The organism is Pontibacillus sp. ALD_SL1, assembly GCF_017355605.1.
In genome coordinates this window covers 1364219-1387068 of record NZ_CP062974.1, presented here as the reverse complement: position 1 = coordinate 1387068, position 22850 = coordinate 1364219, and the positions used below count along the sequence as shown (strand labels likewise).

Sequence of the window (22850 nt, the reverse complement as noted above, 5' to 3'; positions counted from 1 at the left end):
GTGCTACCATGAGTGATCACCAGAAAGATACAAATCAACCGACATTCGATGAGTTGAGTGACCGTTTTATTGGAGAAGCAACTGAGGAGCCTTCCCTCTCTATGAAGACTAACTTAGATCCAAAAGATGTCACCAAAGACAACCCATATTTCAATGAAAAGAAAAAGCACACGCCAGAAGAAATCGAATCATTTAAGAAATTCTTTCAGTAAAAATTCAAAGCAAGAAACAAAGTAAAAAGACGACCGCTAAGGAAAGATAAGGACTTCTTTCCTAAAACATCTTACACGCACAAAAAATCCCGTCACTATGGACGGGATTTTTTTTAATCAATGATTTGAAGCTCTTTAGGAAATTTCGTCAATGTTTCATAACCATTTTCAGTAATGAGCACATCATCTTCTATTCGAACCCCACCTACTGCAGGGTCATAGATACCAGGTTCGATGGTGTACGTCATCCCCACTTTCAGTTCATCTTCATTTAGATGACTCATGGATGGGAATTCGTGCACGTTGATCCCAAGTCCATGTCCGATACGGTGAGGGAATAAGTGGCCGAATCCTGCTTTTTCAATGACATCACGAGCAATTTGATCCAAGTCTCCGATTCTAGTCCCCGGCTTACTGATGTTAAGAGACGCAAGCTGAGCTTCTAGAACTGTTTCGTAGATACTTCGTTGTTGGTCAGATACGGCGCCATATAAAAAGGTTCTTGTTATATCCGATGTGTATCCTTCTAATACCACCCCTAAATCAAATAGAACAAAGTCGCCTTTTTGCAGTGTACGATCTCCAGGATTTCCGTGTGGCTGACCCGATTTCTCTCCGAAAAGAACCATTGTAGAAAAAGACATTTCACGAATACCTTTTTTCTTTAATTCATATTCGATTTTAGCGAGTACTTCCATCTCGGTTACGCCTTCACGTAACGCTTCAACGCCTACTTTAACCCCATAGTCAGCCATTTCAGCTGCCCGTCGCATGATGTTTATTTCGTTTTCATCTTTTACAACACGCATGAGGTTAATCGCCTCTTCAACAGATCGCGATGTAGCATCTGGGAATAGACTTAGAAGAGCTTGGCTTCTATTAAACGTTAAAACCTCTTGTTCAAAAGCGATCCGTTCAACCGATTTTAGTGAGCGTTTTAGAAGAGCAGCTCTCACCATCTCCCATGGGTCCTCATGGTCGGCATAGCCAAGTACTTCATACGGCCATCCAGCATCTTTCACTTGGTCTCTTTCCATACCTGGAACGATAAAGAGTGGTTCAGCTTCCTGGAATACAAAGAGACCCATTAGCCTCTCATGCGGATCTGTATGGAAATCCGTTAGATAAAATACATTTTCTGTAGAGTTGAAGAAAGTAACATCTACTGACTCTTTCTCCATCCACTCTGTTAATTGTTGTAAGCGTTGCTTCATTCTTTTCACTCTCCCTAAGCTGATTTTGCAAGGTCAGATGAATGCCTCTCTGTACTTAGAGTAACGATGATTAAGAATAGAATCGCTACCGGTACAGCAATGACTACACTGTTAAGGTCAAATGGCTTTTGCAAGACAACTTCCCAAACCAGTGTTGATGTTACCCCGGCGAGCATGGATGAAATACCACCGGCAGCTGTTACACGCTTCCAGAAGAACACCGCTAGAACCGCTGGTGTTATACCTGCTCCATATACGGTGTAGGCATACATTTGTACAGCTAGAACACTTGGGAAGTACGTAATAATGACAAATGCCAGAATTCCTAATAGAACAATAAAGCCTTTTGTAATACGCAGTTGCTTCTCATCAGACGCTTTAGGATTGATATAGTTTCTGTATATATCATACGTTAGATTGGTCGCTGCTGAAAGTAAATAAGAGTTCCCTGTTGTAATAATGAAGGAAGCTGCTGCAGCAAGTAAAATTCCCCCGATTGCTAAAGGCATCACCGTGGTGGTTGCCATTAGTGCCATTCCTGGATCAATTCCAGGGAATAGTGATCTAGAAGCAAATGCGATAAGAGAAATAGCAGGTGAAATAACGATCATCGCTATTAGCCAACCAATTTGAGCTTTTTTAGAGGATTGATCACTCTTAGATGAAGCCAATCGTTGGTACATATTCTGATCACCTAATAATAAGAAAAGAGACGGAAGCAAGTAACCGAGTAATTGGATTGTTGATAGCCCACCTGTATTGCTCATATGAGATTCAGGTACATTTTGAACAATCTCTTCCCAACCACCAGCTATGATAAAGATTGTCGGTACCGTAATGAGTAAACCGCCTACCATAAGAAATCCACTTAACGCATCCGTTTGTGATACAGAACGTAAGCCTCCAATCATGGCTAAGAAGATAATTAGAGCAGCACCAATCATGGTACCTGTTTCAACCGTCATACCTGTTGTCAGGTTTAAAATGAAACCGAAACCTTTCATCTGATAAGAAACGATTCCTACATAAGCTAGAATAATAATGACGCTCGCTATATTACGTGCAGACTTTCCATATTTCGCTTCCAAGATTCCCGATACGGTATATTTACCAAACGCACGGATTTTCGGAGCTACGATATAAAGCATAATGATACCAAATAGTGTAGGAACCATTAACATAAAGGATGGAATAATCCCATAGCTAAATGCCATGGACGTTTCTCCTCCTGAGATACTTCCACTTCCGGTCCAGGTAGCGAGAAGTGTTCCCATTAATACGAAAGGCCCCAGACTCTTACCTGCGAGGACGAAATCCTCTGTTCCAGACACTTTCTTCGACATGAATACCCCAATTCCTATCATAAGAAGGGCATATAATCCAATAAACCATAGTAATGTTGGATCTTGTTGTAGTTCCATAAGTTTAGTTTCCTCTCCTGCTTGATCATTTTGATTTGACTAAATTCTGTTAGCTTTAAGCGTATACTTACGCGCGCTACTTATGTGAACTGAGTGGAAATAAAGAATTGCTGTTTTCCGATCCGGATCTGTAGAAAACAAAACGAAGATTAATAATTAGAGGGATCAGGTTAAACTAACCTAATCAAAGTGGTACTCTTGCTTATGTCTTCGCTTCACATAAGAACAATTGTTAATAAATCTACCATAATTTTTTGAAAAGCAAAAATGCCTTTATAACAGCGTTTTTTAATGATTTTAGACCATTTTTAAGACTTCCCATTTATTTACACCACTGTTCATTTCATTCATTATGCACACTTCAGAAGTTTTTTTATTGATATAAATATTCTGAATTATACTCTGTTACCCTAAATATAAATGATCTAAATTACCTATAAATCACAAAAGCATACGGGTCTTATTTACTATAAAATAAAACTTAATTTAACACTAATTCCCGCATCTAACCCTGCTCACCCATTTTTTCATTAAACTCTGTTTACTTTTCATCATAATATTTTCAGGTTATGAGCTTGTTCAAGGATATGGGCAATATTGAAGCCACAACTTAAGGCAATTTCTGTTACAAAACTGACATGATTGACACGGGTTTGACTTATAAATGTCATCGTTCTTTAATGGGGTTTTAGAACTAGACCTGCTATACTCATCTCAGATACTAAAGGAGGATGATTGATGATGAAAAACATCATGACGACAGCGGTCTTGTTCCTCATTGCCTTTGGATTTATAGGTATTCTCATTTCAAATCATCAAGTTGTACAAGCTCAGTCTGCAGAGATAAAAGAAAAAAACAAAGAAGATCATAGCCTACTTTATCAAGATCATGACATAAATAAACAAATCACTTTGCAAAAGAAAAAAGGAGTTTCAAGGTTCCTACAAACTTCGGCAGAAACACATACCCCTTCAAAAAAGGGAAAAGCCATTGAACCAAAAAAGGCATACACCAAAGAGATTACAGTAGAAGCAACAGCTTACACAGCTCATTGTGAAGGTTGCAGCGGCATAACTAGAACTGGAATTAACTTATTAAAAAATCCAAATTTAAAAGTCATTGCCGTTGATCCAAGTGTAATTCCATTGGGTACAAAAGTTTATATAGAAGGGTATGGAACAGCAGTAGCAGGGGATATCGGAAGTGCAATCAAAGGAAACCGAATCGATATTTATATGAAAGATAAAGAGGATGCTTTAGATTACGGAAGAAGAACAATCAAGATTAAAATCATATCTTAACTTTCTGGGAGGACACTTTTGTTCTCCCTTTTACATTTTTAGCGGTAACTTAACCTAATACGCTCAGAGACTCACTAAAAGAGCACATAAAAAAGCACCCTTCTCTTGAACGGTGGTCTGATCAAACAAAGTATGTAAAAGAAAGTGCCTGCTTGATCTTATACTGGTATAACGAGCAAGATGTAACTTTCTATGAATCGGGTTCATCGCTACACAGGCACTTCTTTAGTTTTCGTAAGCATGAATGTAGAATCCTTCCTTATGGGTTACTTATTTTTCTTTTTCTTTTTTGCTCTGGCTCCCATCTTTCCTTTTTTAGCAGCGTTTGTGTTCTGAGTTGTAGTGTTGCTTGCTGTTAGCTCCTGGCTGTTTTGATAGTCTTTCTCGAATAGCTCGCGAGCTTTTGAAAACATGATGGTCATAGTGTGACCCTCCTTAATAATTTCTTACAAAAGCATTTCCCTGCATTTCCAGAGCTAAAACTTCCGTTTACAATTTTCATTGTACTCCCTGAAACCTGCATTTGTAAATGATAAAACTACATTTTTATTAATAATCATTTTAAACTGTACAGATTAAATTACATGTATAACCTGATTTTTTTAACCCTCTTTTTTACTGTCATTTCAATGGTTTTAGATACTTTCTCAATTCGTAATATTTTTGTCATAAATCGGTGAGTCTATTCTCAATTAGAAGAACCTTTTTGTGCATTAAAGTATTAAAATAACTACGATAAATTGTCTTCTTTTTATATAAAATTAAAAGAACCTGGCATCCAAATTATGTCAGGTTCTTCCATTTTTATAATTGAATCGTTAGCGGGTCTTCCCCTTCTACATTCATTAAGCGAATTTGCGTTGGTTGAATATCTAAGACGATATAATCTGGATCCTCAGGTCCTTTAAACCAATGCTTCATGTATTCATTCCATAACTTTTCTTTTAACTCTTTTGAATCATTAATAACCGCCTTACCCTCTACCTCGATATACGGGTCTTCAAACCCTTTCCCATCATAGCCTAGCAAGATGTGCACATAAGGATTTTGTTCGATTTCATCAGCTTTGTGCGTATCCTTGTCCGTTGCTGTATAAAGGTGCAAGTCTTCATTATGGAATGTCATATAACGTGAATGCGGTTTATTTTGTTGGACCGTAGCAAGGGTACCAACTTTATGATGCTCCAGAACCTCTAGAATTTTATCTTTCACTTGTTGTTCATTCATTTTCTCAGGACTCCCTTCATCATTGTTTCTTAGCTAGTGTTCCTGATTTTAAGTTAATTTAAACAAGTCAGTTGGCTATTCTGGTATGATTTAAACCATTTAGAACACCCTAATACCAAATGATGAACGAAGGAGTGTAAAAATGAAATTTCTATTATCACGTCGGTTCAGAATTGGCTTGATTGTGTTTAGTTTTATTTTATTCCTAGCTAGTTCTTTTATAAATGCTCAAACGATCCCCGAGGACTATGGAGCTAAGGGAGCATTAAAAGACCCTCGATTAACTTACGAAAAAGCTTTAGAGTATGCCATTGAAGACGAATACTTAGCCCAAGAACGGTACAATAAAGTGATCCAGAAATATGGACAAGTCTTCCCTTTCCCAAAAATTCAAGCAGCAGAAAAAAAACATATTGAGGCACTTACACGGCTTTATAATAAAGCAAACCTGAGTATTCCAGAAAATCAAGCAAAACAATATACTGTTATGCCTGCCTCTATTAAAGTAGCCCTTCAACAAGCCGTACAAGCTGAAATCGATAACATCGCTATGTATAACCGATTTTTAGAAATTAAGAATTTACCTCCAAATGCAACGAAAATTTTCACCAATTTACGAGACGCTTCAAAGAAACATCTCGTAGCTTTTAACTTCGGGCTCTCTCAGCAGCAATAACGAAGAGGACAAACTTATTATGAAGTTTGTCCTCTTTTTATTCTAATGCTTTATTAAGTCGGTGTTGATCTTTTATCTGTTCCGTATAAGCCCCTTATATGGAATACTCAAAATCGAGTTAAATGGGTGTGGGATCAATACAGTATAACGATTTTGTTTGCTTTAGTAAGAGAAAGATGAACCATTGAAAACACTCGCTTTCCTGCGGATGAACTCCAGAGCTTCCTCAGTCGTTTCACTCCCTGCGGGATCTCCCCCCTCTTTTAAGATGTGGTTGAAAAACTTAAACCACATAAGGAATATAGAAGAAAAAACATTTTTTGTCACATTTTGTCGAATTCATGGTATAGTTATATCAGGAAAAGCATAGGGCTTATGCTCTATTAACTATTTAATTTAATGATGGAGGATGTTTACATGTATAGTGTCATGTTAGTTGATGATTCAAAGCTCACCCGGTCTTTTTTAAAGGACCAGCTTACTAACTCTAACTATCATGTTATAGCCGAGGCTGCTGATGGTCTTGAAGCTATAGAGTTATTCCGATTACATAAACCGGATGTAACGGTTTTAGATATTATAATCCCCTATTACTGTGGAATGAGCTGTTTACGTAAGATGTTAGAAATAGATCCAAAGAGCTCAATTATTATGTGTTCATCTATGGGACAACAGTATCACATTCAACAATCGCTCTGCCTTGGAGCTAAGGATTATATTGTGAAACCTCATTTTAATTCCTTAAAACCTGTTCTAGACAATGTAATCTCTTCTATATAAAAAGAGCTTGGAATCCCAAGCTCTTTTGTTTGTATGAAAAAAGATTCACTTTTCTTGTCTTTGTCTATATTGAGCTCTTACTTTTTCTAGAGTTAGAAACGATGTTTGGCTAATTGTCCAATCAGCTGCGCTTAAGTAAGAAGATGTTCCTACCCCAATAGAAAACATTTGAGTTGATAGAATCGCCTCGAGTCCTGCCTCTCCATCCTCTATAGCCACGCAGTCTTTGTATGCAACACCTAACCGATCTGCTGCTGTAACGAAAATTTCAGGGTGTGGCTTTCCATTCTTTAAGGCTTTTGGATCCATTATCACATCAAAATATGAAAATAAACCCAACTGATGCAGCACAAAATCTGCATTTGAACTAGCAGAAGCCAAAGCCATTGGAATGCTTTCATTTGCTAAATCCTGAATGAAAGCTTTCATACCAGGCATCAAGTCATCTTCTGTAAGTTGAGCAATTAATTGTTGGTAGTTCCTGTTCCTCCATTCACCAAGCTCTATCATCTCTTCATGAGAAAAAGACTGATTGGAACGCTCCACTAACATTTGAACTAATTCCATTCGAGGCCTTCCTTGATAAGCGAGGTTATCCTCTTCTGTAAAAGAAATGCCGAGCTTATCAGCAACGGGTAGTGTCGCTTTATGATAAAGTGGGACCGTGTTTACAATCACACCATCTAGGTCAAAGATTACTGCTTTAAATGTCATACATGAAACTCCTTTACTCCCAATGACTAATCTTGAAGAAGCGTACAGTAACTTTGATAAAAACGCAAGAAAAACATGAGCCATGCATATAAGTTACGCATGGCTCATGTTTAACAGTATATAATTTCTTGTATCGTTCAGGTCACTTTAAAAATCAGCACAGTTATATAGATTTAGGGTAAATACTTAAGTAGATCCGCTATAGCAATAGTAGTAGATTCATCATGTACAGCTGATTCGTTTGTAAGGTCCATAATGTCTACAGCACTTAGGACGGTCTTTTTGAAGGGGAACAGAATCATTACAGATAGGAACATAAAACATACTCCGACTCTGAGCATTTCTTTCATACATAACCCTCCTCCTCATCCTTTATATATTTATTGCCCCTAATATACTACGATAAAACCTTTAATCTAATTATCATTTAAATACACAACTAAAGAATTACAAAATTTTTGCAACGTACTTACGCTGTCTAGGTCCATCAAATTCGCAAAAATACACTCCTTGCCAAGTACCAAGGACTAGCTCTCCACCTGAAATGATCACCATTTCAGAAGAACCTACTGTGCTTGTTTTTAAATGCGAAGCTGTATTGCCTTCCCCGTGAAGATCTTCCGCATGTTCCCAAGGATACACTTCATCTAACCTTCTAAGAAAATCAATTTTCACATCCGGATCTGCATTTTCGTTCACTGTAATCCCTGCTGTTGTATGTAAAGAAGAAACTACAAGTACTCCTTCTTTAACTCCAGATGCTTTAACAAAGTTGTTCAGTTCGCTTGTAATATCAACCATCTGATCATGTTCAGTCGTTTTTACTGTAAATGTCTTCATCCAATATCACTCCTTATTCTTTATGTAACCGTTCTCCCCAAAAAGAAACCTCAAATTATAGTTACTAACTACCGATAGAAAACATCAGGAAGTAGGGCTATAAGTTTTTATGATTTACAAACACATTCATTCATATTATTATACGTAAAGGATTTAATTCATAGTAAATAGATAAGAATTGAGGTGTATTTAAAAATGGAAACAATGACAGCTAAGAGTCGTCCTTTCACAACCGTGACTTCTACACTAAACCCAGTTCAAAAGCCACTTGTGACGCTAGGACTACTTGTTTCTATCATTCTATTCATAACTTCTGTATCAATTGGAGGATGGGCACAAGGTGTTCTCTATATTGTTGGAATGGCGCTTGGATTAACGCTATTACACGCCCGTTTCGGGTTTACGTCAGCTTTTAGACGATTAACATCAGTCGGGAACGTTCAAGGGCTGCAAGCGCATATGGTAATGCTTGCAGTAGCTACGACCTTGTTTGCTATTATACTGGCTACAGGCTTTAGTTTTACTGGAGTTACACCTTCAGGTTATGTCTTCCCTGTTGGGATGAGCGTTATCTTCGGCTCGTTTCTATTTGGTATCGGGATGCAGCTTGGGAACGGCTGTGCATCAGGTACGCTTTATAATGTCGGAGGCGGAAAAGCTTCTTTATTTATTACCTTAATAGGATTTATCGCTGGCTCAGCACTTGGCGCGTATCACCTTCCTTGGTGGACAAGCGAAGCAATGCCATCTCTCCCTGCTATCTCACTAGCTGAATCTACCGGTTTTGGCTATTTTGGAGGCTGGTTATTTCAAATTATCCTTTTTGCAGGAATTTACGGACTTACCGTACGCTACGCTCGTAAGAAAAACCCACCGCAAATGAAACCACTCCCAACCGTAAAGGGATGGAAAAAACTTGTGCGAGGTTCATGGCCTTTACTTGTAGCGGCCATTGTATTAGCAATCTTAAATGCCATTACACTTTCTGTCCGTGGTAACCCTTGGGGGATTACCTCAGCCTTTGCCCTTTGGGGTTCAAAAGCTCTTATGGCTATTGGAGTAGATGTAAGTAGCTGGGGGTATTGGGCTGGTAAAACAGATCAACTCACCAATAGCGTCTTCCTTGACTCAACAAGCGTCATGAACTTCGGAATAATCATTGGGGCCTTCATTGCAGCAGCTGCACAAGGTTCCTTTAAACCACAACGCTTTAAACCTGGCATCTTCTTCGCTTCCTTAGTAGGTGGCATTATGATGGGATACGGCGCACGACTTGCTTTCGGCTGTAATATTGGTGCTTACTTTGGAGGCATTGCATCAATGAGCCTACATGGTTGGGTATGGATGATTATGGCGCTTGCAGGAACCTTCCTAGCATTGTTCATTAGACCTCTCTTTGGATTGAAGAACCCAAACCCTAAAGATTCTATGTGTTAATGGGAGTGAGCTAAATCGTTAAGCGGTTTAGCTCACTATTAGGCTCTTTTAAAGTTTAATGTTGTTATTCTTTATAACAAGCTTGTTCAAGAGTAGGGTAGAATTGTTGAAGTCCCGAGCTGAGAGAATGTTTCCATTAGCTTTAATTGAGTGTAAGGTGGGCCTGGAAACCACTCGCTTTCCTGCGGGGAGCTGGTAAGCCTCTTCAGCCAGCAAGCCGGCTTCCGATTTTAATCCACGCTGGCGCTGGTGGTGTTGGTGGTTTTGCAATCCAACTGGCAAAACAAGCTGGATTAACGGTTATAACAACTGCTTCTGCCTCAAATCATGAATTTGTTCAATCATTAGGAGCAGATTATGCTATTGATTATAAGCAAGAAGACTTTGTAAAGAAAACATTTGAACTTACTCAAGGGAAAGGTGTTCATGCTGTTCTTGATACGGTAGGGCGCGAGAATGCAACACGTTCACTTGATACCCTTCGTTTCAACGGTCATCAAGAAATGTTCCAACTTATTGAAAATGGTTCAATTTCAACAGTACTTGATAAAGTTGTGCCATTAGAAAAAGTCCCCCAAGCACTAATTGATCTATCAAAGCGTCACGTAACAGGAAAAGTTGTCGCATCTATTTAATAGTAAAAGGCCAGTCTCTTATAGAAGAGACTGGCCTTCCTTATATTTGTTTTAATTTCTTTAAAATTATTCTCTCTAATGCGCTCCATGGTAAAATAGATTTAGCCTTCACCATTCCTTTAACCCCTTTACCGACTGGATAACGTAAATGCCTAATCGTCTTCTTATCAGCTAACTCTGATATGAGATCAGCTACCTCTTGAGGATCACCGAGCGAATCTTCTCCATCTTTTAATTCTTGTTCAATGCGTTCCATGTAATCGAAATAAGGAGAATCTTTCTTCAGCGACTGCTCCGTTACAACTCTTCCAGAGGTCCAAATGTTCGTTCGATAAGACCCGGGCTCAACCAATGCCACATCGATCCCAAACGGCTTCACCTCTAGACGCAAACTTTCACTATACCCTTCTAGTGCGTATTTAGAAGAAACATAGGGTGATAAACCAGGGAATCCAAACAATCCGCTAATGCTGCTCACATTAATGACCTTCCCAAACCTCTGCTGTCTCATAAGAGGCAAGACCTTTTGTGTGACTGCCATTACGCCAAATACATTCGTCTCAAACTGTTCTCGGTATTCACTCATTTGAATTTCTTCACTAAAACCACCAAGGGCATATCCGGCATTATTAACAAGAACATCACACCGCCCTATTTTCTCTATATAATACTGAAAGTCTCGAATCGAGTTTTCTTTCGTTACATCTAAAGGAACAGGGATGATTTGTTTATACCACGTTTCACCTTCAAAAGGTTCAAACACTGACATCTTGCTAACATTTCTCATTGCAGCAAGCACGACAAATCCTTGTTTAGCTAGATTGACCACCGTCAAAGAACCAAACCCACCCGAAGCTCCAGTTACAACAGCCACCTTTGATTGAACCATAATCACCAATCCTTTCTAATATTTAAAGTGCAGGCGTGGTGCCTAGGACCGTACGGATAAGACAGCTTTTTGGAAAAGGCGATTAGCCTTTGGAAAAAAGATGACTTATCTCGCTAGGTCCTCCACGCCGGAACTGGATAGTCTCCCCAGCTCCCCGCAGGAAAGCGAGTTGTCCCAAAAGCCTGCCCAAGCACACTTTACAGTAACGGACACACAAACTTAGCTGCAAGTACAAAAATCCTGCTATTATGTTCAGCAAGAATAGAAAAAGAGGTTGTTCTACCAACCTCTTTTTCTCTCATTTACGGATTCATCATATCTGTAACTTTACTTGTCTTCTTATCTACGTAATACCACCCTATAGTCGCAGTATGCGAGGTCCCGTCTTGTTCAACGAGTTCGTATACGTGAACAAGGTATTTACCGCTCTCTTCATGGTCAACTTGCACTTTAACACGGTCATTATTAGATTTAATATCTAAGTGGTTTCTTACAGCTTGAATTGCTTGTTCTTTAGCTGCTTGATTCGTCTCTGAAGTCTCTTCTTGTTCATAAGCGGTTTGAATATCATCTACGACCCATTGAGTTCCGTCATGAACCACAACAAACTTCACTTTGCTACTTCCTTCCATCTCATCTGTTTGAGTCTGTATGACATGAGATGTAGTATCATTTATGCGCTTAATCGATACAGGGTGGTCTGGGTTTAAGAAACTCGGAGCGCTTGATGGGACGACGTAAAGCTTCTCGTTTTCTTGCCGTATGTAGTACGACATAAAATCATCAGTCAGTGATTGTGACATAGCCGTTTTAAACTCTTTCTCAATTTCCTGAAGAGACGAATAATCTTTGATCATTAAGTTATCATCTGTATTTTTTATGACATCGAAGAAGACTTGTTTATATTCATTGACAACAGCTTTGGCTTCTTGCTCCGTTAAGTCTGCAGGAACTTGTTTTTGGTCTATCTCATCTTTCGGTTGATCCGACTGATTGTCACTATCCGTTTTGGATGTTTCTTTTTCATCATTTTTCTCCTGCTCTTTTTCTACTGCGTTATCTTCTGAAGCTTCTTTGTCAGCTTTTTCTATTTCTTTTGAAGCATCATCATCTGATTTCTTTTCGGGCTCCTCTTTTTCTTTTTCCAAATCTTTGTCGGCTTCTTTGTTGCTGTCTTCTTGTGTTTCTTCTTGCTCCATCTCTTGTGAAGGATTCTCTTTTGTCTCTTTTTCTTGGTTAGCATCAGATGTGCACCCGGCTAAGATCATCATTAAGGCTAAGCTTGTTGCCCAAATATGTTTCATTTTCCATTCTCCCTTTACCTTGTCTTTAAATAAAAAAGCGAGGCGAGATCATCGCCTCGTTCCTTTATCCGAAGAAGAAGTCTAGTATGTTTCCACCTGCTGACGCTTCTTTATTATAAAATTCAGAGTAACCACAGTTCTTGCAGTACACGACTAAGAATTTGTTATTCTGAACATCAAACATTTTCGCAAGTCCAGCTCCTGTCATGGCTACTTCTTTCTTACCTGCATCTGTACTTCCGCATTTAATACAACCTTTATCACTCATGTAGCTGCACTCCTTCATTTAGTTTAATCTACTTGTCTGTACGAATACATCCTTCAATGGTTTCAACTTTTGGATAAATAAATAGAAAAAGCCTCAAGGAAGGATCCCTCAAGGCTACTTCATTAAATTGAACTCTTTAAATTACTATCGCGATGATGACGATCCATTGCAAGCTGAAGCAGTTGATTAATAAGTTCAGGATAAGAAACACCGCTTAAGTCCCACAGTTTAGGATACATACTGATCTTTGTAAAACCTGGTAATGTATTCACCTCGTTAACGACAAGCGAGCCATTCTCCTTCAAGAAGAAATCAACACGTGCTAACCCTTCGCATTCTAGAGCCTGAAACGCATCTACAGCCGCTTCACATACTCTCTCAGTTGTATGGTCATCAAGCTTTGCAGGTAATTCTAACAGTGCTCCACTCTCGCTAATATACTTCGTCTCATAAGAGTAGAAATCATCTCCCTGTGGTAGGATCTCACCTGGTACAGAGGCTTTAGGATGATCATTACCTAACACCGCTACTTCAATCTCTCGACCATTAACGGCTTCTTCAATAATTAGTTTCGTGTCATATTGAAAAGCTTCTTCAATTGCTTCGTAAAATTCTTTCTCATTACGCACCTTACTTACACCAACAGATGAGCCTTGATTGGCAGGTTTCACAAACATTGGTAAACCTAAGCGCTCTTCTACAGCTTCAAATGAGATGTCTGGCTGTTGTGGTTGTTTATACGTAACCCAGTCTGCTACTTTAATATCTGCATCACGAAGCAGACGCTTCGCTATATCCTTATCCATGCATAGTGCTGAACTAAGTACATTAGGTCCTACATAAGGGATGTTTGCAATGCGAAGCATCCCTTGCATGCTTCCGTCCTCACCGAGCGTACCATGTACAATTGGGAATACGACATCAAGTTCTCCAAGGCTTTCCACTGTGGATGTGCGGATTAGCTGATCATGATCTTGTCCTGGTACAAGTGCAATGCCTTCATTTGTTTTATTCAAAGCAATATTTGCCGGGTCTTCTTCGTTCAATAAATAGTGGCTTGGCTCACTCAGGTGCCATTGGCCATTTTTATCGATTCCGATAAGCGTTACATCATATTTGTCTTTGTCGATGGCATCAACGATATTTTTTGCAGATTGTAAGGATACTTCATGTTCTGAGGATTTTCCTCCGAAGATTACCCCAACGTTTAGTTTGTCACTCATCAAAATCGCTCCCTTTTTAAAAATTTCTTACGTTTATTCTATTCCCTGGACTCATCAGTTATGTAACACTGCTCTTCTATTATAGCCTATATAGGTCCCTGAACATGAGATGCCAGTTCAAATGATAAGAAAGCAAGCGGAACATAGCAGTCGCTCCAAAAAGCACATACAGTTGGACCGTACTCTCATAGTCAATAATTCCAATTGCTAATAGCACACCCGCCATCATAGCCCAGACCGCATAAATCTCTTTATGTAATACCATTGGTCTTCTTTGAGCTAATACATCACGCGCAACTCCGCCACCAACGCCTGTAATAATAGCTGAAAATACAACAGCACCAAACGGGAGATCCGCTTCAAGTGCAAACATCGCACCTTGAACGGCGAAAGCAGATAGTCCAATCGCATCTAAATAGACGTTCCATCTGTCCCAAAACATGACCCAGCTTTTTGGAAAGAAATAGACAATTGCAATGGTTCCAAGAGCCACATATAGAAACATACCCTGTTCCCACACATGTACAACATCAATTTGTAAAAATAAATTTCGAGCTATACCACCAACAAACGGAGGTGCAAGGCCCAAAATGAAAACACCAAAAATATCATATCGCTCACTTAAGGCTACAATCGCGCCACTAAAGGCAAATGCAGCAACTGCGATTACATTTACAATCTCCCAAGCCATCTACCTAAATCTCCTTCCACAAACGTACCTCAATCATAGAAAAACCAGCATAAAAATTCAATAAAAACTTTTTATGATGGCTTTGTTAATGTTCGTGTTGATTTTCACTCCATATAAGCCTCCTTATATGGAAGACTCGAATTCAACATGGCGTGACTGAGAAATGGAGAAGATCGTTACAAATATAACAGGAAGCAACAAGGCAAAAAACACATAGTGAGCCCCAAAACTACCAGCTAGCCACCCTAATAAAGGACCGCTGATGACGACAGAGCCTTGATTAAATAGCATCCGAAAGCCCGCCATTCTTCCATGGTATTTAGAATCTGTTACGAGCTGCTGAACGGTTTGTAGCAATACTCGGATCCAAGTTGTTCCTATCCCAATACTGCAAACACCGATAAAAGCCCCCACTGTGACCGAAGAAGATGCCAGAATCGATAGACCTGCTCCCATAACAAGGAAGGAAATCATTGTTATATAAGACCTGAACCTTCTTAAGAGCCAGGCACCCGCAAAACTAGCAATAGCTCCCCCAACCGATAAAGAAGCATCAAGCCAACCATAGACGAGTGCAGAAGCTTCAAGAACCTCACTGGCATAAACCGATAAGAAAGCAATCGTTGAATGGAAAACCGTCTGACCCACAAACATGATAACAAATAACCTTTTTAACAAAGCGTGATTACGGAGATAGATGACCCCTTCTTTAAAGTCCTCCCACCCCGATTTTTTAGACTTTTTGCTAGTTCCTTCTATTGATGGCACCAATATGATTGCGATTAAAGCTAAACCATATGCACCACCGTTCCAGATAAGAGCACTACTTGCTCCGATCCATCCTGTTAACATTCCACCACTGGTTGCTCCCGTCATACTTCCTATAATGGCAAAGGAAGCTGATAGAGAATAAACACGGGGGAGTTCTTCATGACCAAATTGTTCAGCAACGAACGCTTGAATAGCTGGCCTCAGCAAAGACCCCATCGCTTGTAACAACATATGAAAGATAAAGATCACAGGAACCGCTAACTCTTCGCCCGCAACACTTCCACCCATTATAAGAACAGCAGCCATAGATAGAAGTAATGACACGATAATAAGGAATTTTCGATTGAATCGATCAACGATGACTCCAAATAACATATTTAATAGCATACCAGGAAGGAAACCTAAACTGACAAGAAGGCCTGTATAAAAGGCATCTTCTGTAGCTTTGTATAAATACCACGTAATAATGACAAAATACATGGCTCTCCCAAATTCCGCCACGAAATAAGATAGATAGATTTTGCCTTTTACCATGCCAGCCCCTCCTTTACTCTTTAGTACAAAGCACCATCCACTCATCAATAGCAAAGGATAGGAGTCTATTTTCTTTCACTTTCATTTGAAAATACTCTTTTATCTCTTGCTCCGCACCAACCATCATTTGATGAATTTCCTCTCTCTCAATCTCATCTTCTATCATGCGACTCACCCATTCATGATAAGGGAGCGTTTTCTTCCTTAACGACTGCTTCTGGATTTGAAAATGGGAATGATTCATGAGCGTTTTCCATTCTGATATGGGAAGCGCTCGCTGGTGACTACAGTCTCTCTTCTTTTCAAATGTATTATAAAAGTCCGCTACCTTGTGGTGTTCAGAAGAAACATTATCGATAAGAACAAAAGCTCCTCCTGCCTTTAAAACACGCGCTACTTCTTGAATGAATCGATCAGGGTTAGGAAAATGATGGGCTGCAATACGGCATGTGACAATATCAAAAGATTCATCTAAAAACGGCAACTCTTCTGCATCGGCCAATACGGCATCAACATTGTCATGTGTTTCTAAAAAATTCGCTGCAGCCTGTAGCATTGGTTTAGTGAGATCACTAACCACAATACTTTTCACATGCGGAGCTAGTGCGTGAGCGACATGCCCCCCTCCTGTTGCGATATCAAGTACCTTCTCTATCTTTTGAGGCTGCAGCCATTCCACCATCTTCTGGAGATCTTCCCCTGTTGCATGAGTGGTACTTGTGACATAGCGGTTTGCATGCTTCCCAAACTGTTCTTGCACATTTCGTTTCGTATTCATCATGATTCCTCCTTTGTCATCTACTTTTACTATATTCAATTTATCGCAATAGGAATAATACTAAGTTATAATAAAAAGCAATAACGAGCACTTATCACTCTAGGAGGTGAATCTATGAAGCTAGAAGATTATGAATTGATCATTCATCTATCCACAATCGGCACCGTCCGAGGTACAGCCAAGCACTTATATGTTTCTCAACCCGCCATCACCCAGCGTCTCCGCTATATAGAGTCGTACTTTCAACATCCGTTATTTATACGAACATCAAAGAAGCTTTTGCTAACACCCATTGGAGAACAAATTGTAGAACACGCACAAGAAGTAATGGAGAAGGAAACTGAACTTCAAACCGTTCTTCAATCGTATGGCGATCAAATTTCCGGAACGTTGTCCATCGGAGCTTCTTCTATTGTAAGTCAGCAATTTTTACCGAGCTTACTTGAAACATACACCTCCCTTTATCCAGATGTAAAAATTGATTTGGTAACAGGATTAAGCGAAGATCTTAGAAATCCCAACCAGAACTTCCATGTCCGCCTTATTCGCGGTAAATCGATGAAAGATGGAGAGAACATTCACTTATTGAGCGACCCCCTATACCTTTATGACACAAAGCCGTTTACCTCTGGTAAAGAACGCCCTCTTATTGCGTTCAAAAGCGATTCAACGTTCCATAATCTAGTAGACGAGTGGTTCCTATCTCATCCCTCTTTTAAACCCATCAAGAGTATTCAAGTGGACCAAATTGAAACGTGTAAGCAGTTTATGAAGAAAGGGCTAGGGATGGCCGTTCTCCCAAAAAGTGTCGTCTCTGAAGAACTTCATCAGTATCCACACCTACCGTTGACTCTTGACAATGAACCACTCAGCAGGGAAACGTGGCTGTGTTTTCAAAAAAGTGTCCGTAATCTCCCTCAGGTGGACCGATTTATCCAACTCGTTCAAGACTCAGACTTTACATAAACTAAAAAGACTAGAGTTGATGATTGAAACAATTAAAAAGGCAGCCCCTTTTTGGGGAGCTGCCTTTTTAAATTGAATATGCGATTTTCGATAAAGCGAAACTACATAACCTTTAACTGCCTCAAAACATTAAAGTTCTTTCTTAGAAATATACCAATCAATGTATTCTATGCCTTCTTCTTGCGCTCGTTTTGCTGCATCTTCTTGTGTTTTAGGTGGTGAAACGACTGCTTTGTCCCCTTCTGTCCAGTTAGCAGGTGTTGAAACACCATGCTCATCTGTCGTTTGCAGAGCTTTTACAAGGCGAAGAATTTCTTGCATGTTACGACCAGTAGTTAATGGATAGTAGATAATGGAGCGAATCTTTTGTTTATCATCAATTACGAATACAGCACGACTCGTTTCCACTTGACTTTCACCTGGCATAATCATGCCATATTTCATAGCCACCTGCTTATCCAGATCAGCTATTACCGGGAACTCGATCTGCGTATTAAAGTTTTCTTCAATGCTTCTGATCCAAGCTATGTGAGAAGGGACACTATCCACACTTAAGCCGAGCAGTTCTGTGTTCATTTCTTTTAATTCTGGATAAATCTCTTGAAAAGCTACAAATTCTGTTGTACATACGGGAGTAAAGTCAGATGGGTGCGAGAATAGAACAACCCATTTTCCTTTATAATCTTCAAGACTCAGGTTCCCCTGACTCGTAGCCGCCTGGAAAGATGGCGCCTCATCGCCAATCCTTGGCATCATATACGTTTGTTCTTGATTTTCTTTTTCCATACATGGAAACCTCCTTTACTATGATTACAACCACTGTACTCATACCTCATCAAGGATTCCTTAAACCTATTCCACCAAATATAAACAATTATACCCATACACCTATAAGCATTATTCAATGATAACTTTCATTTACGAGGGATTTCCATTACACTGAACCTATACAACTAAGAGAAAGGTCGTTTCAATATGAAATCTACTACTCGTTTTGTCTGGACACTCGCCCTAGCTTTTTTATTAGGGATTATTACATCAGCTTTTGAATCCCCATTTTGGGTTAATGTAGTCGGAGTGATTATGATCGTTATAGTGATGTCGTTTATTTCGAATCGGTTGAATAATAAAGAACAACGCGACTGAAAAGGCTCCCCAGCTAGCCGCGGAAAGCGAGTAATTTCCAAAATCGCCTTACGATCAACCGAAGCAAACGGGAACATTATAAAAAACGAGTATGAAATCTCCAAGATTTCATACTCGTTTTGTTTACGGATTGATTAATCGATTGATATTTTTAAACTCAAGCTCATTAAATTTATTATGCATGAGGTCTTCGTTAATGGAGAGTACAGCTTCTTCAAGAGAGCATGTGACGTCTACTTCGCAATGGATACGGGCTAGTTTTCTAGATAAGTGAAGCATTTCTAGGTCTTGTTCGATCTTTGTTCGCTGTGCTTTGGTTAGGGTGTCGAGATTTTCAAGAAGTCCTTCGATTGTCTCGTGCTTTTGTAATAATTTTAACGCTGTTTTCTCACCAATTCCTTTGACACCAGGGTAGTTATCGCTACTATCTCCCATAAGTGCTTTTAGATCAATCATTTGCTGAGGTGAGATCCCTTTTTCATCGTAAAACGTTCCATGTTCATATTCTGCAAAGTTGCCGTACCCTTTCTTCATAAGAATGACTTTTACGTTATCCTTTAGAAGTTGTAACGTGTCTTGGTCTCCGGTTAGAATAAGCACTTCATTCTCTTCACTATATACGTTAGCGAGCGTGCCCATTAAGTCATCAGCCTCGTAGCCTGTAATACCTACATTCGGAATGTCCATTGAGGCGGTAACTTCTTTTACAAGCTCAAACTGTGGAATCAATTCAACAGGAGCCTCACCTCTATTTGCTTTATATTCTGGATATAAATCATTACGGAACGTATGACTCCCCATATCCCAACAACAAATGACGTGACTTGGTTTATATTCATTCTTCGCTGCAAATAAGTGCTTCACAAATCCGTAGACGGCATTGGTCGGCATTCCTTTACTATTGACCATGTAATATCCACTCATTGCAGTCGCATAAAAGGCTCTAAACAATAACGCCATTCCATCTACGAGCAATACTTTGTTCTTTTCCATGTGACCGTACTCCTTCTACTCATTTCTAATTAACTAGTATAACAAAAAATATGTTCTTGCGGACAAGTACGTAGTGGAAATGATCCTGACATAATTCTCCCTTTCTAATCATATTTTACAGTAACATCAAGAAAGAAGGAGGGGGTTTGTTGAGAGTTCCTGTCATACCAGTCCTTCTGTTTGCTATCTATGTATCGTTGCTTGGAAACCATATTGTGCAAAGTTTTTTTAACCAAAGTGTAGCTCCGCAAGAAGAACAGCAACTGTTCCCTTATTTATGGGATGATGATAAGAAAATGCAAGATCAAGAACCTGAAGAAGGTTCTTTTTTTATGCTTTTTTAGAGGGGAGATCTATATTTCTAGTACATGGAATATTGGAATCATTTGGAGTGTCTTGTATACTTCTAAAGAATCTTCCTTTACGAAAGGATGAAAGTAAATGTGGTCTACGAGACGAGTTTTGTTCATTTTTTCTTTCCTCATTAAAGCGTGCCAGACACCCTTTCTTGCTCTAAAGCACTGACGGGTGTCTGGCACGCTTTCGTAGTTTAAAGCATTCACGCTTCCCTCATGCTTAGGCCTGTTAGGAAGGAGAGCATGGTGTGGACGGCGGCTTTGACGGTGAAGTCGCCAATGTCTTTTGTAGGATCGAGACAGACGATGTCCATAGCTTGAACGTGGGGTGAGCTGCCTGCTAGTGTGACCGCTTCGAACAGTTCATCCGTTCGCATACCTCCTGGAGTTGAGGCTGGTGCTGCAGGTCCTTGCGTCATATCGAGGACATCCATGTCGATCGTCATATATATCGTATCGACTTTTTTAGAAAGCTCCGTAATGGCTTCATTGACGACAGACTCCAGCCCTATTTTCCTTGCTTCTCTCATCGTCACATACTGTAATCCAACTTTATCAGCATATGTTTTTAATGATTTGGCATTAAAAAATCCGTGCAATCCAATGTTGTAAATATCTTCTCCTTTAACCGTTCCGCTCTCAATTAAGTTCCTAACAGGAGTGCCATTCGCTGGTCCATACGTCCCGAGATCCCTTAAGTCAAAATGAGTATCAAGTTGAAGTAAGCCAATTCGTTTATGAGGTTCAGCTCGTTTTATCCCTTTTATAAGCATAGCTGTAATGGAATGATCTCCCCCAAGGGTCAAAGCGGTCGTATGAGGGTGAATTTTTCGCCCCGATTCCATAGCTTCTACAATGTGCCTGTGACATGTTTCAATATCCGTAACATGTTGCCTCGTATCACCAAGGTCGACAACCGTTAACGCGGTTAGGTCTATATCGTAATCAATATTATAGGTTGAAAACGACTTCCAGGCTCTCCGCATAGCGTCGGGATTTTCACTTGCAGCAGAAGCACTAATTGAAGACCTGCTAAGTGGTACCCCGAGAAGTGTCACATCAACATTGGACCAGTCCATATCCCCTTCTTCAGGAATCGTACGGATCCATTCATGAACTTTAGGGTCTTCATTTACAGACCTGTTCCACTTAAAAGACGGACGCTCAAGCTGAGGATACGGGTAGTTCATCATACGAGGGCACCCCCTTTCACAACCACCTTCCCAGCTTTAATGACGGTATCTGTATGATTCACTCCATAGCGATACTGCAATTGCATAAAGTTAGGCGTATTATGAATGACAACATCTGCTTTCCTTCCTTCAGAGAGACTTCCTGCTACGTTTCCGCGACGAATGGCATACGCAGCGTTCACTGTTGCTGCATTTAACACTTCAGCAGGAGTCATTCCCATCTTCAAGCAGCCGAGGTTCATAATAAAAGGAAGAGAAACCGTCGGAGAAGAGCCTGGATTGCAATCAGTCGACAGTGCTACAGGTACCCCAGCGTCAATCATACCGCGACCATTTGCACTATCAGCCATTAAGAAAAAGGCAGTACCAGGTAATAACACACCCATTACCCCGCGCTCAGCCATCATCCTTACCCCTTCATCAGAGGCACGAAGTAAATGATCAGCCGATATGGCTCCTACTTCAGCGGCTAGTTCAGCTCCTTTGTATGGTTCAATCTCATCTGCATGTATTTTAGGGTGTAGACCATATGCCTTGCCGGCTTCTAAAATGCGCTTCGATTGTTCCGGCGTAAAGACACCACGTTCACAGAATACATCGTTAAACTCAGCAAGTCCGGATTCAGCCACCTTCGGAATCATATGATCAATGACGAGATCCACAAAGGCATCTGTATCCTCTTTGTATTCGGGTGGTACAACATGAGCTCCCATAAACGTACGAACGATATCAATTGGATGATCCTTGTGTAGCTCCGAAGCCACTTGAAGCTGCCGCATTTCCACTTCAAGGTTCATTCCATAGCCACTCTTAGCTTCAACAGTTGTCACCCCATGCAAAAGAAATTGATTGAGTCGTTCATAGCTCTCCTTATATAGTTCTTCTTCTGTCGCTTCTCTTGTTGCTCTTGTAGTGGCGTGGATACCCCCACCTGCATTCATAATTTCCATATACGTTTTTCCATTTAAGCGCATATCAAATTCATTCTCTCTTGTCCCTGAGTGAACAAGGTGCGTATGAGGATCAACAAGACCTGGTGTAACGAGTTTGCCTCGTGCGTCGATTACGTCCGCTTCTTCCACACGGCTACCGAACTCCTCCACCAACTGTGTATCAGTACCGACACGTTTAATGACTCCTTCTTCGATCCACACACTTCCGTCCTCGATTACATTCAGGGCATTCATTGCCTCTTGAGTGAGTGGGTCTCCTTGATCGTTCTGACCTGCAATTACTTGGCTAGCATGTCGAATAAAAATCGGTTTCATATCCTTTCCTCC

At 40.0% G+C, this 22850-nt stretch carries 27 protein-coding genes; 9 read left to right on the top strand and 18 right to left on the bottom strand.

Translation table 11 applies throughout. From position 1 onward, the window contains the following. Positions 1-8: 8 nt before the first annotated feature. Entirely contained in the window at positions 9-212 is a 204-nt protein-coding gene (locus IMZ31_RS07005) for a hypothetical protein (protein WP_207529840.1), read from the top strand. Between the two features lie 113 nt (positions 213-325). Here IMZ31_RS07005 and IMZ31_RS07000 read toward each other — a convergent pair whose 3' ends face one another. Next, on the bottom strand, positions 326-1426 hold the full coding sequence (locus IMZ31_RS07000; RefSeq protein ID WP_207529839.1) for a M24 family metallopeptidase: 1101 nt from the start codon (positions 1424-1426) through the stop codon (positions 326-328). Between the two features lie 14 nt (positions 1427-1440). Further along, positions 1441-2847 (bottom strand): sodium:solute symporter family protein, encoded by a 1407-nt coding sequence (locus IMZ31_RS06995; protein ID WP_207529838.1) that lies wholly within the window; start codon positions 2845-2847, stop codon positions 1441-1443. Between the two features lie 738 nt (positions 2848-3585). Between IMZ31_RS06995 and IMZ31_RS06990 the strand changes: the two genes are divergently transcribed. Then, positions 3586-4149: a 3D domain-containing protein gene (locus IMZ31_RS06990; protein ID WP_242705664.1), complete on the top strand. Its 564-nt coding sequence runs from the start codon at positions 3586-3588 to the stop codon at positions 4147-4149. Positions 4150-4415: 266 nt separating this feature from the next. Here the strand turns inward: IMZ31_RS06990 and IMZ31_RS06985 are convergent, their stop codons facing one another. Next, positions 4416-4571, bottom strand: a complete 156-nt coding sequence (locus IMZ31_RS06985; protein WP_207529837.1) for a hypothetical protein — start codon at positions 4569-4571, stop codon at positions 4416-4418. A 382-nt stretch (positions 4572-4953) separates the two neighbouring features. Further along, positions 4954-5376: a pyridoxamine 5'-phosphate oxidase family protein gene (locus tag IMZ31_RS06980; protein WP_207529836.1), complete on the bottom strand. Its 423-nt coding sequence runs from the start codon at positions 5374-5376 to the stop codon at positions 4954-4956. Positions 5377-5518: 142 nt separating this feature from the next. Here IMZ31_RS06980 and IMZ31_RS06975 point away from each other — a divergent pair, with 142 nt between their 5' ends. Beyond that, the gene (locus tag IMZ31_RS06975) at positions 5519-6052 is read left to right on the top strand and encodes a ferritin-like domain-containing protein (protein WP_207529835.1); all 534 of its coding nucleotides are present in this window, start codon (positions 5519-5521) and stop codon (positions 6050-6052) included. Between the two features lie 417 nt (positions 6053-6469). Then, on the top strand, positions 6470-6832 hold the full coding sequence (locus tag IMZ31_RS06970; protein WP_207529834.1) for a response regulator: 363 nt from the start codon (positions 6470-6472) through the stop codon (positions 6830-6832). Positions 6833-6877: 45 nt separating this feature from the next. Here IMZ31_RS06970 and pgmB read toward each other — a convergent pair whose 3' ends face one another. From pgmB to IMZ31_RS06955, 3 genes are all read right to left on the bottom strand, one after another. Further along, positions 6878-7546 (bottom strand): beta-phosphoglucomutase, encoded by a 669-nt coding sequence (gene pgmB, locus IMZ31_RS06965; protein ID WP_207529833.1) that lies wholly within the window; start codon positions 7544-7546, stop codon positions 6878-6880. Between the two features lie 173 nt (positions 7547-7719). After that, positions 7720-7896 (bottom strand): hypothetical protein, encoded by a 177-nt coding sequence (locus IMZ31_RS06960; protein WP_207529832.1) that lies wholly within the window; start codon positions 7894-7896, stop codon positions 7720-7722. Positions 7897-7993: 97 nt separating this feature from the next. Continuing rightward, on the bottom strand, positions 7994-8386 hold the full coding sequence (locus tag IMZ31_RS06955) for a secondary thiamine-phosphate synthase enzyme YjbQ (protein ID WP_207529831.1): 393 nt from the start codon (positions 8384-8386) through the stop codon (positions 7994-7996). A gap of 195 nt (positions 8387-8581) precedes the next feature. Between IMZ31_RS06955 and IMZ31_RS06950 the strand changes: the two genes are divergently transcribed. Continuing rightward, positions 8582-9823, top strand: a complete 1242-nt coding sequence (locus tag IMZ31_RS06950) for a YeeE/YedE family protein (RefSeq protein WP_207529830.1) — start codon at positions 8582-8584, stop codon at positions 9821-9823. Positions 9824-9969: 146 nt separating this feature from the next. Continuing rightward, positions 9970-10458 (top strand): zinc-binding dehydrogenase, encoded by a 489-nt coding sequence (locus tag IMZ31_RS06945; RefSeq protein WP_207529829.1) that lies wholly within the window; start codon positions 9970-9972, stop codon positions 10456-10458. A gap of 40 nt (positions 10459-10498) precedes the next feature. On the opposite strand, the gene IMZ31_RS06940 is transcribed toward IMZ31_RS06945, so the two are convergent. The 7 genes from IMZ31_RS06940 to IMZ31_RS06910 form a co-directional block, all read right to left on the bottom strand. Further along, on the bottom strand, positions 10499-11347 hold the full coding sequence (locus IMZ31_RS06940; protein ID WP_207529828.1) for an SDR family oxidoreductase: 849 nt from the start codon (positions 11345-11347) through the stop codon (positions 10499-10501). A 302-nt stretch (positions 11348-11649) separates the two neighbouring features. After that, the gene (locus IMZ31_RS06935; RefSeq protein WP_207529827.1) at positions 11650-12651 is read right to left on the bottom strand and encodes a hypothetical protein; all 1002 of its coding nucleotides are present in this window, start codon (positions 12649-12651) and stop codon (positions 11650-11652) included. A 64-nt stretch (positions 12652-12715) separates the two neighbouring features. Then, a complete protein-coding gene (locus IMZ31_RS06930) occupies positions 12716-12919 on the bottom strand; it encodes a zinc ribbon domain-containing protein (protein ID WP_036781246.1) in 204 nt (67 codons plus the stop codon). A gap of 122 nt (positions 12920-13041) precedes the next feature. Beyond that, positions 13042-14142: a D-alanine--D-alanine ligase gene (ddlA, locus tag IMZ31_RS06925; RefSeq protein WP_207529826.1), complete on the bottom strand. Its 1101-nt coding sequence runs from the start codon at positions 14140-14142 to the stop codon at positions 13042-13044. 79 nt (positions 14143-14221) lie between these two features. Beyond that, positions 14222-14833: a trimeric intracellular cation channel family protein gene (locus IMZ31_RS06920; protein ID WP_207529825.1), complete on the bottom strand. Its 612-nt coding sequence runs from the start codon at positions 14831-14833 to the stop codon at positions 14222-14224. Between the two features lie 123 nt (positions 14834-14956). Further along, entirely contained in the window at positions 14957-16138 is a 1182-nt protein-coding gene (locus IMZ31_RS06915) for an MFS transporter (protein ID WP_207529824.1), read from the bottom strand. A 13-nt stretch (positions 16139-16151) separates the two neighbouring features. Beyond that, on the bottom strand, positions 16152-16916 hold the full coding sequence (locus tag IMZ31_RS06910) for a class I SAM-dependent methyltransferase (protein WP_242705663.1): 765 nt from the start codon (positions 16914-16916) through the stop codon (positions 16152-16154). Between the two features lie 114 nt (positions 16917-17030). Between IMZ31_RS06910 and IMZ31_RS06905 the strand changes: the two genes are divergently transcribed. After that, positions 17031-17882 (top strand): LysR family transcriptional regulator, encoded by an 852-nt coding sequence (locus tag IMZ31_RS06905; RefSeq protein ID WP_207529822.1) that lies wholly within the window; start codon positions 17031-17033, stop codon positions 17880-17882. Between the two features lie 129 nt (positions 17883-18011). Here the strand turns inward: IMZ31_RS06905 and IMZ31_RS06900 are convergent, their stop codons facing one another. Next, positions 18012-18668 (bottom strand): peroxiredoxin, encoded by a 657-nt coding sequence (locus IMZ31_RS06900; RefSeq protein ID WP_207529821.1) that lies wholly within the window; start codon positions 18666-18668, stop codon positions 18012-18014. Positions 18669-18857: 189 nt separating this feature from the next. Here IMZ31_RS06900 and IMZ31_RS06895 point away from each other — a divergent pair, with 189 nt between their 5' ends. Then, the gene (locus tag IMZ31_RS06895; RefSeq protein ID WP_207529820.1) at positions 18858-19028 is read left to right on the top strand and encodes a hypothetical protein; all 171 of its coding nucleotides are present in this window, start codon (positions 18858-18860) and stop codon (positions 19026-19028) included. Positions 19029-19151: 123 nt separating this feature from the next. Here the strand turns inward: IMZ31_RS06895 and IMZ31_RS06890 are convergent, their stop codons facing one another. Next, complete coding sequence (locus IMZ31_RS06890) at positions 19152-20021, bottom strand: 5'-3' exonuclease (RefSeq protein ID WP_207529819.1); 870 nt, start codon at positions 20019-20021, stop codon at positions 19152-19154. Between the two features lie 149 nt (positions 20022-20170). Between IMZ31_RS06890 and IMZ31_RS06885 the strand changes: the two genes are divergently transcribed. Next, a complete protein-coding gene (locus IMZ31_RS06885; RefSeq protein ID WP_207529818.1) occupies positions 20171-20365 on the top strand; it encodes a hypothetical protein in 195 nt (64 codons plus the stop codon). 215 nt (positions 20366-20580) lie between these two features. Here the strand turns inward: IMZ31_RS06885 and IMZ31_RS06880 are convergent, their stop codons facing one another. Together IMZ31_RS06880 and hutI are read right to left on the bottom strand one after the other, a co-directional pair. Then, positions 20581-21567, bottom strand: coding sequence for an agmatinase family protein (locus IMZ31_RS06880; protein ID WP_207530327.1), 987 nt, complete (start codon positions 21565-21567; stop codon positions 20581-20583). Then, positions 21567-22838: an imidazolonepropionase gene (gene hutI, locus IMZ31_RS06875; protein WP_207529817.1), complete on the bottom strand. Its 1272-nt coding sequence runs from the start codon at positions 22836-22838 to the stop codon at positions 21567-21569. The genes IMZ31_RS06880 and hutI overlap by 1 nt, the downstream gene beginning before the upstream one ends. Between the last annotated feature and the right edge of the window lie 12 nt (positions 22839-22850).